The organism is Pelagibacterium lentulum (assembly GCF_003992625.1).
Lineage (GTDB): Bacteria > Pseudomonadota > Alphaproteobacteria > Rhizobiales > Devosiaceae > Pelagibacterium > Pelagibacterium lentulum.
Genome location: NZ_RZMW01000037.1, coordinates 308043 through 318129, shown reverse-complemented (window position 1 = coordinate 318129; position 10087 = coordinate 308043). Strand labels below are relative to the sequence as shown.

Here is a 10087-nt window from a genome sequence, read left to right as displayed (position 1 = left end):
CTGTTGATTTCCACTGAGAAGTGACCCGGTTTTGGGGGGTATTTTCACTGAGAACTGACCCATGTTTGAACGCTATCCTGCTCGTTTTGGGCGGGAGTTTATGGAGTGTTGGACATGGCGTTTTTGAGCGTTATCCGGCGCTGGCATTTCCGAGACGGCCTATCGATCCGGGAGATTGCACGGCGCACGGGTTTGTCCCGGAATACCATCCGCAAATACCTCAGGGCTGAGGCTGTCGAGCCGAAGTTTCGTGTTCCCGATCGACCGAGCAAGATCGATCTTTTCGCCGAGAAGCTTTCCGCTTGGCTGCGGTCTGAGAGCCGCAAGCCGCGCAAACAGAAGCGCACCATCAAGCAGATCCACGCTGATCTCGTGGCTTTGGGCTTCGATGGCTCTTACGGCCGTGTGGCAGCCTTTGCCCGCCGTTGGAAAGAGGAGCGCCTGCGCGAACAGAACACGACCGGAAGGGGCGTGTTCGTTCCTCTGGCCTTTGATCCCGGAGAGGCCTTCCAGTTCGACTGGAGCGAGGACTGGGCGCAGATTGGAGGGGAGCGCATCAAGCTTCAGGTGGCCCACACCAAGCTCTGCTACAGCCGAGCCTTTGTCGTGAGAGCCTATGTGCTCCAGACCCACGAGATGCTGTTTGATGCCCATAACCAGGCCTTCAAGGCTTTTGGTGGCGTTCCGCGTCGGGGGATCTACGACAATATGCGAAGTGCGGTCGACAAGGTCGGGCGCGGCAAGGTGCGTCAGGTCAATGCCCGGTTCTCGGCCATGGCTAGCCACTTTCTGTTCGAGCCCGAGTTCTGCAATCCCGCAGCCGGCTGGGAAAAGGGAATGGTGGAAAAGAACGTGCAGGATGTTCGTCACCGGCTCTTCCAACCCCTGCCGCGTGCAAACTCGCTCAATGAGTTGAACCTCTGGCTCGAGCAGCGCTGCGTGGCCCTATGGGAAGAGATGGCTCATGGCACCGAACCGGGAACGGTTGCCGATGCATGGAGGGTTGAAGCCCAATATCTGATGGCCGTGCCGCGGGCCTTCGATGGGTTTGTTGAGCACACCAAGCGCGTCTCGCCCACCTGCCTGGTTCACCTCGAGCGCGTGCGCTATAGCGTACCCGCCTCGTTTGCCAACAGACCCGTCAGCGTCAGGGTCTATCCAGACCGCATCGTTGTTGTCGCCGAAGGGCAAATTGTTTGCGAGCACACGCGGATCATCGAGCGGCATCATGGGGCCGGGCAAACTGTTTATGATTGGCGTCATTACCTGGCCGTGATCCAGCGCAAGCCCGGTGCATTGCGCAATGGTGCACCCTTTGCCGAACTGCCGGCAGCGTTCCGTCACCTCCAGACCCATCTTTTGGGCAAACCCGGTGGTGATCGGGAGATGGTCGAGATTCTGGCCCTCGTTCTTCATCATGATGAACAGGCAGTGCTCGCAGCTGTCGAGATGGCGCTCGACGCCGGGGTGCCCACAAAGACCCATATTCTCAATCTGCTGCACAGGCTCATCGATGCCAAACCGGGAACCGTTCCTCCGGTCCAGGCGCCGCAGGCGCTTGCCCTGAGCAAGGAGCCGCAGGCCAATGTCGAACGCTACGACACCCTTCGCACTGATCGGGAGGTGCGCCATGCGTCATGATCCGGCAAGTGCAGCTCTGGTCATCATGCTCAAGAGCCTTAAAATGGCAGGCATGGCTCAGGCGGTCAGTGAACTCACCGAGCAGGGTTCTCCAGCCTTTGAGGCGGCTGTGCCCATCCTCTCGCAATTGCTCAAGGCTGAGATGGCCGAACGCGAGACGAAGTCGATCGCCTATCAGCTCAAGGTCGCCCGCTTTCCCACCTATAAGGATCTCTCGGGCTTTGAGTTTACCAGCAGCGAGGTCAATGAAGCTCTGGTGCGTCAGCTCCATATCGGCGCCTTCATCGAGAAAGCCGACAACGTCGTCCTCCTGGGTGGTCCGGGAACAGGCAAGACCCACATCGCAACGGCCCTGGGCATTCAAGCCATCGAGCATCATCGCAAACGGGTGCGCTTCTTCTCAACCGTTGAGCTGGTCAATGCGCTCGAACAGGAAAAAGCCCAGGGCAAGGCCGGTCAGATCGCCAACAGGCTCATTCATTCCGACCTGGTCATTCTCGATGAGCTCGGATACCTGCCGTTCAGCGCGTCTGGAGGCGCCTTGCTCTTCCATCTGCTCTCAAGGCTTTACGAGCGCACCAGCGTCATCATCACCACCAATCTGAGCTTTGCCGAATGGGCCAGCGTGTTCGGGGATCCCAAAATGACAACGGCATTGCTCGACAGGCTCACCCATCATTGCCACATCCTCGAAACCGGCAATGACAGCTTCCGGTTCAAAAACAGCTCGGCGAAAACCGACAAAACCAAAAAGGAGAAAACACCGAACTTGACCACGTGACCGAACCCAAATCATATCAATGAAGCGGGTCAATTCTCGGTGAAAAAACCGGGTCACTTCTCAATGGAAATCAACAGCCCATGCCTTCAACGCCTATGCAGGCCGCTCCAACTGGCCCCGCATAACAATGGGATGCTTTGTAGAGGGCGATGGAGCCTACACCGATCTGAACATGGTCGCGAAGATGCTCAACACCATTGAGGGCCAAATAGCCTTGGCTCGTGAGTTCAATTCCGAACGCAAATTCAACCGGGCGCGTCATGTGCTTGCTGGCGTATCGAGCCAGCGCCTGCGCCTGAAATCATACATCGAACGCCTTGGTTATCCAATCGCTGATTGGGACTTTGAGGCGCTTCGCACAGCGGCTGAATAGGAGGGAATGATGAAGATCGCGCCAATCATTTGCGACCACTGCGGGGAGTTCAACGTACCCCTTCGCGACTGCGACGATCAATACCTGTGCGCCAAGTGCGCCGATGAATACGACAACGACCCCGGCGTCATTGCCGATAGGGAGTTCGAGGAAGCGATGGATTCGGACCATGACGACTTCTGAACCCTACCAGAACAGGCCCGCGCCTCTGCCTATTCCTTCTCTGCGCCCCTGTTGCTCGACTGCTTGAGCTAGCTGTGTGGCTCCGTACGGATGTCTGGATAAGCGCGGGGTGGGTGTGATGGGCGACAATTGGGACGATTACGACGAAGACGATTTCGAGGTCTGCCCTCGCTGCATGGGCGATAGGGAGGTTCCCTGTCATTGCGGAGGCGATTTGTGCATCTGCGATAATCACGGCGATGCTCCCTGCCCGACATGCCACGGCGAGGGCGAAGTAACCCATGAGCGCGCAGAGCGGTATCTCGCAGAACAGCGACGGTTTCATGAGGCGATGCGCAAGCTTTGGGACAAGAGAGACCCAGTATGACCTCCGCCTCGCACACCATCACTACCTCAAACAACTGGTGCGACACCATGCTCCGTGCCGTTCCTCTCCCGAAACAAAAGCCGAAGGATGAAAAGAAATGAGCGCCACAGCCCTATCCGACAGCGGCAATGATCGCATCAAGCCCGGTGGTAACATGACGCCATTCGATGCAGTCGTTTTGGAGATCGAGGAACTCTACGAGCAGATTGCAGGGATCACCGCAATCGAGAACGAGGCGCAGCACGAGGCCGCGACCAAGCTCTATGACGATTTGCACGAGGCTGGCAAGAAGGCCGACGAACTCCGCAAGGAAGAAGTCAAGCCGCTCGATGAGGCCAAGAAGGCGGCTCAGAAGCGGTTCCACCCCCTGATTGGCGACACCAAGACCGAAGGCAAAGGCAAGGTGCCGCTGGGCAAGGAAGTGCTTGGGCAGGTTCTAACGCCATATCGCGACAAGGTTGCTGCCGAAAAGCGCGCCAGAGCCGAGCAGGCCGCGCGTGAGGCCAAGGAAGAACGCGCCAAGGCTGTTGCCGCCATGCAGGAAAGCTCCGGCGATCTGGAAGCCCGTGAGGAAGCGGAGCGCCAGCTTGAGCTTGCCAAGGAAGCCGAGGCTTTCGCCAAGCGCCAGCACAAGAGAGCCAACACCGGCAATGGTCTGCGCACCTACTGGATTGCCGAAATGGTCGATCAGCGCAAAGCCGTTGCCACGATGTGGAAACAGAACCCCCAAGCCTTCCTCGATCTGGCTCAGGAGCTTGCCGATAAGGCAGCGCGCTCCGGAGTGCGGGAACTGGACGGATTCAAAATCACTGAAACCAAAAAGGCCATTTAGCCATGAAAGCCAAGACCATCAACAAAGTCATTCGCGCGAAGGTCGATGAATGGCTTTCGTCCATCGAAGACGAGGCCGTGCGCGACCTTGCGAAAAAGAACACAATCGTTACAGGCGGCTGCATCGCATCCATGCTCTTGCGCGAGCCGGTCAACGATTACGACCTGTATTTCACGAACAAGGAAACCGCGCTGGCGGTTGCCGAATACTATGTGGCCCGGTTCAAATCCAAGAATGCAAGCGGCATCGAAGTTCCTATCAGCGTCGATGATCGAGACGGGCGCATTCGCATTGTCGTTAAGTCCGCAGGCATTGCCAGCGAGGACGGCGCCACGACGCCTTACGAATACTTCGAAGCGCGTCCCGATGCCGAGGCTAGCGAATACGTTGGCGAGGTTTTGGGTGATGCCGGCGACATAGAGGAAGCGCTGGAAGAAACCACAGACGCTGCTCTTGCGGTCGATGATGGCAAGCCGAAATATCGGCCCGTGTTCCTTTCCACAAACGCTATCACCCTTAGCCATAAGGTTCAGATCGTTCTCCGGTTTTATGGCGATGCCGACACGATCCACGAGAACTACGATTATGTTCATTGCACCAACTATTGGACCAGCAAAGACAGCGAACTGACGCTTCGCCAGCCTGCGCTCGAATCCCTATTGGCGCGCGAGCTTCGCTATGTCGGCAGCAAGTATCCGATTTGCAGCGTGATCCGGTTGCGCAAATTCATCAAGCGCAACTGGACGATAAACGCCGGTCAAATCCTCAAGATGATGCTTCAGATTTCCGAACTGAACCTCAAAGACCATGCGGTTTTGCAAGACCAGCTAACGGGCGTTGATGCCGCCTACTTTGTTCAACTCGTTTCCAAGATCAAGGAGAAAGACCCCGAAAAGGTCAACTCCGCTTACTTGGTCGAAATCATAGACAGGATGTTTTGATCATGGGCGCCGTTAAGACAATCGAACACGAAAGCAATGTTCCGACCGTTATCACGCCAGCGGCCATGCTCCAGCAGGCTATTGAGAAAGGCTCGGGCGTCGAGGTCATGGAGCGGCTTCTGGCCCTCCAAGAGCGCCACGACGCATTCCAGGCCCGCAAGGCTTTCGACAATGCAATGGCCGATCTGCGCAACAATCTGCCCAAGATCATCAAGAGCCGCGAGGTTGATTTCACAAGCGCAAAAGGCCGGACGAATTACAAGTTCGAGGATCTGGCAGAGATCACAGAAGCGCTCGCAGGCCCAATGTCAGACGTTGGTCTGTCGTTCCGCTGGTACACCGAGAACGTTCAGGCCGGCGTCAAGGTAACTTGCCGCATTACGCATCGTGATGGGCACTTCGAAGAAACCAGCCTTGTCGGCCCGCTGGACGCTTCGGGCAACAAGAACCCGATACAAGCCATAGGCAGCGCAGTCAGCTATTTGCAGCGCTACACGCTCAAGGCAGCAGTCGGCATTGCTGCCTCACATGATGACGATGCTCAAGCCGTAGGGCAGCGGAAAGAACCACCCCGGCCAGCGACGGCCTCGAAACAGGCTTCACGGGCAACCTATGACCGGCTGAGCAAGGCAAACCGGGCATGTGAAACCATAGAGGCTTTCAACAAGCTCTGGGGCCACCCAGCTACCGAAAAGGCCGTCGCTGAATTGCCCCGCGATTGGTTCGACACAATCCTTGACGAGAAGGCGGACAAGTTCTCCGAACTGTCGCCGCCACAGCTTGAGAACGCATCGGCAAACGTGGACGACTTCCCGTTCGATGACGATTTCCCAGGAGATAGATAGCCAAAATGACCGACCGATACGAAGCCATAGCCGTGCGCAAGTACGAGCAGAACGGCGAGACGAAAACCGCGTTCACGAACATCGGGGTCGCGTTCAAGATGCGCGACCGTGACGGTTACTCGGTTCGCCTTCACGCCATGCCAGCGCCGACCGATGGCGAGTTCACCATCCTATTGATGCCACCCAAGCCCCGTGATGGCCAGCAGTCGAGCGCGCCGCGTCAGCAGAGCGGCGGCGGCATGGACGACGACATTCCGTTCTGATTCCGACAGCCGCGCAGGGAGCCGGGTGCCTTCGGGCTTAAAGGGAAACCGCCCGGTAGCGCAGGAGATAACCATGATGCGATACATATGCAGAGGCGACGAAGTGCTGGTGGACGGCGAATGGTATCCTGTTGTCGGCTTCTCTTTGATGCACAAGCCGAACGGGCCAACCACCGGTAGCGTGTTCACCGACAAGCCCATCGGCGCTTTCGAGCACTGCCTTGGGTATCGGCTGGAATACTCCAAAATCACAGACGTTCGTGAGCGGGAGCAGTAATGGTACAGCGCATCATAGAGGACAAGTTCGACAAGGGCCGTTTGCTGGCCTTTATCGAGCGCCAAGACCCGCCGTTCACATGCAGCATATCCAAGGGCGGGCGCCGGTCGGTGGCCCAGAATAAACTTGCGTTCAAGTGGTACGGCGAGATTGCCGAGCAGCTTCCCGGCACGTTTGAGACCGTCGAGGATGCCCGCGCCCATTGCAAGCTGCACCACGGCGTTCCGATCATTCGCGCAGTCGATGAGGACTTTCGGCAAGCCTATGACGAGAAGATCAGGCCCGCGCCCTACCCGTTCAAACTGGCATTGATGAAAGCGCCGTTCGACTGGCCCATCACGTCCAAGATGAACACCAAGCAGCTATCGGCTTATCTGGACGCCGTGCATCGCGAGTTCAGCGGACAGGGCGTGGAGCTAACCATCCCCGAGGACAAGAGCCTTGACTGGCGCCCAGAACCCCCAGTGGAAGCATATGAGATGGAAGGTGCGAGATGAACATCATTCACCCCGAACGCATCTTTGCCACGGTCAATGGCGCGTCAACGCGCTTGCCTGATGGCGGCCGCCAGTTGATTGGCGGATGGTGCGAGGACAGCGCCCGCCCCCGCGTTCAGGAATACGTCCGTGCCGATATAGTTGAAACGGTCTTGGAAGCCCTGATTATGGTCCGGGACGCGGATAACGATTGCCGCCTCGATGGCCTTCCCACGATCCCCTCAATGGCCCGCAACAAGATCGATCAGGCCATAGCCAAAGCCGAGGCCAAGCCATGATCCCCCGCCGATTGATCCGCTCCATTGGCTTGTGGTGGTTCTGCTTTAAGCAGCGCTCCCGCCTCGACATGGAAGCCAGAGAGCGCCGTAACGCTATATCCCACGCCCAACGTAGCCATAGGCGGGTAAAGCCGCTGTACGAGGCGCAGAAGGCCGGAATGACAGCAAAGCTGATGAAGGAAATGCAGAATGGCTGAAATCACGATCAAAGGCAGAATTCCCGACGACCCGCGCAAGCGCGTTCTGGCAATCGAAGCGGCGGCGAAGGCCGTATGCCAGTCAGCGGGCGAAGACCCCGCCGACGCGATAATGGCGCTCATGGTGGCAGCGGTTCACATGACGATGCAGCACACCGACAAGCCTATCAGCGAAGCCTCGCTGGTTATGGCGAAATCTTTGGGGCACGCGATTGTTGCCGCTGATGACTTTTTCACTCTGAGGAAAGTCTGATGGCTCGCAAGCCCGCCCCATACGAAATCAACCTGATCAAAGCAATGGCCATGCAGAACGGGCAAATGACCCCGACACCGCAGACGCTTGCCGATCCGAAATCACGGCGCGTTGTGCGCTCCCTCAAGTCCAAGGGCCTGATAACCGAGGCAGAAGGCGCGGACGTTCCGACATACCAGTTGACCGGCTATGGCTGGGAATGTGCGAGGGGCGAGTGATGATGATCCGCTCCAGCGCCATACTCAAACACGCGCGCGGCCAGAATTGCACCCTGCGCCTGCCAGGGACATGCAACGGCAATCCAGAGACAGTCGTGTTCTGCCACCTCAATGGTGGGGCAGCGGGCAAAGGCATGGGCGTGAAGGCTCATGATAGCCTTGGGTTCTTCGGGTGCTCAGACTGCCACCGTGCATACGATCAGCAGCGCGGCCGAGCCGATCTCGCCTTGGAAGTGCTGGACGCGGTTTGCGAGACGCATGTGCTCTTGGTTCGGGCAGGTTTGATCTCGGTGCGTGAGGACAAGCCCAAGGCGCCCAGCGAGCGCCCCGTGAAGCCCCGAAAGCCCAAGGGAGAGCGCACCCCCATTCACTCGCGAACAGACTGGCCTACGGGCCGGAAAATCCAGAGCAGAAACAATCTGCGCAGGAAGGAAAAGGTATGATCGAATCCTACCCATTGCACTGGCCAGCAGGCCGTCCGCGCACGCCGAAACACCAGATCAGCCACTCGCGCTTCTCTCCCGGCAATCGTGCTCAAGAGGTGCGCGCCGTGCATGACGAGCTTTGGAGGCTTGGCGCAAAGAATGTGATCGTGTCCACAAACGTGCGACTGCGCCGAGACGGGATGCCCTACGCCAGCGACAAGGCGCCAGACGATCAGGGTGTGGCCGTCTATTTCGATTATCTTGGCGGGCAGAAGTGCTTTGCCTGTGATCGGTGGCGCACCGTCGAGGACAACCTACGGGCGATTTTCAAGAGCATCGAGGCCATACGCGGGCTTGACCGGTGGGGCAGCAAGTCCTTTGTCGACGCAGCCTTTACCGGCTTCGCCGCCCTGCCCTCGCCAGAAGCGCAGCGCCCTTGGTGGGAAGTGTTGGGCGTCGATCAGAACGCCACCCATGCCGACATCAAGGCCGCATATCGGCGCAAGTCAATGGAATTGCACCAGAGCGGTGCTGGCGAAACTGCACAGGTTGATTTGAACATCGCGCGTGATCGCGGACTAGGAGCATGACAATGACCGATAAGATGACGGATGCGGAGTTGAGTAAAACCATGCGCGAGGCTGCGTCTTGGATGATGCGTTCACGTTTCCCCGGATATGAGAAGCGGGCAATCGAAACTGCTGGGGCTTGCTTGCTGTCTGCCGACCGCCTCTCCCGCAATCAGGGCGTGGTGACGGTGAAGCCGTTGGAGTGGAGCGTGGACAGTTCTCCAAATGAGGAATGCAGATACAACCATTGTGTTGCGCAGACTGCAGTCGGCCCTTATCGCATTGAGTGGAAGGGCTGGAAAGACCACGACGAACCTGTCGTTTATCGTCCAATAGGCGACGAGTTTGTTGGTTGCTTTCCAACCGTATTGCAAGCCAAAGCCGCCGCCCAAGCCGATTACGAACGCCGCATTCTTTCCGCTCTCACCGAAGCCCCTCCTGCCCCAAGTGCAGCGGAGCCGGTGGAGATAGATCGGTTCCATATCGATAGCCCTTGCTTTCCTGAACCAGATGGCACGCTAGTTCGATACGAGGACCATGTTCGCACAATAGCCGATCTGCAAGCGGAGATCGCAGAGCTTAAGGGTTTCTCTAAAAAGCTGTTCCTTGACGATACTGACGCACTGTCGAGCAGCGCAACAATGCTCACCGATCTGCAAGCGGAGGTGGAGAGGTTGCGCGAGGCAGCAGAATGGCATGAACACAACTGGAAGCAGGAGCGAGACCTGAAGGTTGGACTAATTGCCAAGAACAAGGCTCTGGAGGACCGCATCAAGAAATACGAGGCGGGGCAATGAGAACGATCGAAGAAAGGTTTTGGGAAAAGGTCGACAAGCGAGGCGTGGACGAATGTTGGCCATGGGTCGCTCGGTGCTCTTGTTCAGATGGCCGTGGGCGAATTCTGTTTGAGGGCAGGATGCGGACTGCACCAGCTATTTCATTGATTCTAAGCGGGCAGAACATGCCTTTTGAAGCCGCATTCGCGTGCCATGAGTGCGATAACCCAGCATGCGTAAACCCCAAACACCTTTGGTGGGGGACGGCTAAGCAGAATGCTCAGGACGCTGCATCAAAGGGGAGGATGCCAGGACAAGGCAAAACCCATTGCAAAAGAGGGCATGAGCTATCGGGCCGGAATGTTATTATA

The 10087-nt window shown here is 57.6% G+C and carries 17 protein-coding genes; all 17 read left to right on the top strand.

The window, feature by feature from the left end; all coding sequences use genetic code 11:
* The first annotated feature begins 114 nt into the window (after nt 1–114).
* The 17 genes from istA to EO133_RS12215 all read left to right on the top strand — a co-directional run bounded on the left by istA (nt 115) and on the right by EO133_RS12215 (nt 9737).
* Nucleotides 115–1641 (top strand): IS21 family transposase, encoded by a 1527-nt coding sequence (gene istA, locus EO133_RS12290; protein WP_127071377.1) that lies wholly within the window; start codon nt 115–117, stop codon nt 1639–1641.
* The gene (gene istB, locus EO133_RS12285) at nt 1631–2422 is read left to right on the top strand and encodes an IS21-like element helper ATPase IstB (RefSeq protein WP_127071376.1); all 792 of its coding nucleotides are present in this window, start codon (nt 1631–1633) and stop codon (nt 2420–2422) included. Before istA ends, istB begins: the two co-directional genes overlap by 11 nt.
* Nucleotides 2423–2549: 127 nt before the next feature.
* Nucleotides 2550–2795, top strand: a complete 246-nt coding sequence (locus EO133_RS12280) for a hypothetical protein (protein WP_127072927.1) — start codon at nt 2550–2552, stop codon at nt 2793–2795.
* Between the two features lie 9 nt (nt 2796–2804).
* Complete coding sequence (locus tag EO133_RS20265; protein ID WP_164734995.1) at nt 2805–2978, top strand: hypothetical protein; 174 nt, start codon at nt 2805–2807, stop codon at nt 2976–2978.
* A 464-nt stretch (nt 2979–3442) separates the two neighbouring features.
* The gene (locus EO133_RS12275; RefSeq protein ID WP_127072926.1) at nt 3443–4177 is read left to right on the top strand and encodes a hypothetical protein; all 735 of its coding nucleotides are present in this window, start codon (nt 3443–3445) and stop codon (nt 4175–4177) included.
* 2 nt (nt 4178–4179) lie between these two features.
* Nucleotides 4180–5118: a Gabija anti-defense Gad2 family protein gene (locus EO133_RS12270; protein ID WP_127072925.1), complete on the top strand. Its 939-nt coding sequence runs from the start codon at nt 4180–4182 to the stop codon at nt 5116–5118.
* A 2-nt stretch (nt 5119–5120) separates the two neighbouring features.
* Entirely contained in the window at nt 5121–5963 is an 843-nt protein-coding gene (locus EO133_RS12265) for an ERF family protein (RefSeq protein WP_127072924.1), read from the top strand.
* A gap of 5 nt (nt 5964–5968) precedes the next feature.
* Nucleotides 5969–6226 carry a hypothetical protein gene (locus EO133_RS12260; RefSeq protein WP_127072923.1) on the top strand — a complete coding sequence of 86 codons (258 nt, stop codon included), beginning with the start codon at nt 5969–5971 and terminating at the stop codon, nt 6224–6226.
* A 73-nt stretch (nt 6227–6299) separates the two neighbouring features.
* On the top strand, nt 6300–6503 hold the full coding sequence (locus EO133_RS12255) for a hypothetical protein (protein WP_127072922.1): 204 nt from the start codon (nt 6300–6302) through the stop codon (nt 6501–6503).
* The gene (locus EO133_RS12250; protein WP_188681871.1) at nt 6503–7000 is read left to right on the top strand and encodes a hypothetical protein; all 498 of its coding nucleotides are present in this window, start codon (nt 6503–6505) and stop codon (nt 6998–7000) included. Before EO133_RS12255 ends, EO133_RS12250 begins: the two co-directional genes overlap by 1 nt.
* Nucleotides 6997–7278 (top strand): hypothetical protein, encoded by a 282-nt coding sequence (locus EO133_RS12245; protein WP_127072921.1) that lies wholly within the window; start codon nt 6997–6999, stop codon nt 7276–7278. The genes EO133_RS12250 and EO133_RS12245 overlap by 4 nt, the downstream gene beginning before the upstream one ends.
* Nucleotides 7275–7475, top strand: a complete 201-nt coding sequence (locus EO133_RS12240; RefSeq protein ID WP_127072920.1) for a hypothetical protein — start codon at nt 7275–7277, stop codon at nt 7473–7475. Before EO133_RS12245 ends, EO133_RS12240 begins: the two co-directional genes overlap by 4 nt.
* Nucleotides 7468–7728 carry a hypothetical protein gene (locus tag EO133_RS12235; RefSeq protein ID WP_127072919.1) on the top strand — a complete coding sequence of 87 codons (261 nt, stop codon included), beginning with the start codon at nt 7468–7470 and terminating at the stop codon, nt 7726–7728. The genes EO133_RS12240 and EO133_RS12235 overlap by 8 nt, the downstream gene beginning before the upstream one ends.
* Complete coding sequence (locus tag EO133_RS12230; protein WP_127072918.1) at nt 7728–7946, top strand: hypothetical protein; 219 nt, start codon at nt 7728–7730, stop codon at nt 7944–7946. Before EO133_RS12235 ends, EO133_RS12230 begins: the two co-directional genes overlap by 1 nt.
* On the top strand, nt 7946–8389 hold the full coding sequence (locus EO133_RS12225) for a nuclease domain-containing protein (protein WP_127072917.1): 444 nt from the start codon (nt 7946–7948) through the stop codon (nt 8387–8389). The genes EO133_RS12230 and EO133_RS12225 overlap by 1 nt, the downstream gene beginning before the upstream one ends.
* Nucleotides 8386–8961, top strand: a complete 576-nt coding sequence (locus tag EO133_RS12220) for a J domain-containing protein (RefSeq protein ID WP_127072916.1) — start codon at nt 8386–8388, stop codon at nt 8959–8961. The genes EO133_RS12225 and EO133_RS12220 overlap by 4 nt, the downstream gene beginning before the upstream one ends.
* 2 nt (nt 8962–8963) lie before the next feature.
* Nucleotides 8964–9737, top strand: a complete 774-nt coding sequence (locus EO133_RS12215) for a hypothetical protein (protein ID WP_127072915.1) — start codon at nt 8964–8966, stop codon at nt 9735–9737.
* Nucleotides 9738–10087: the final 350 nt, after the last annotated feature.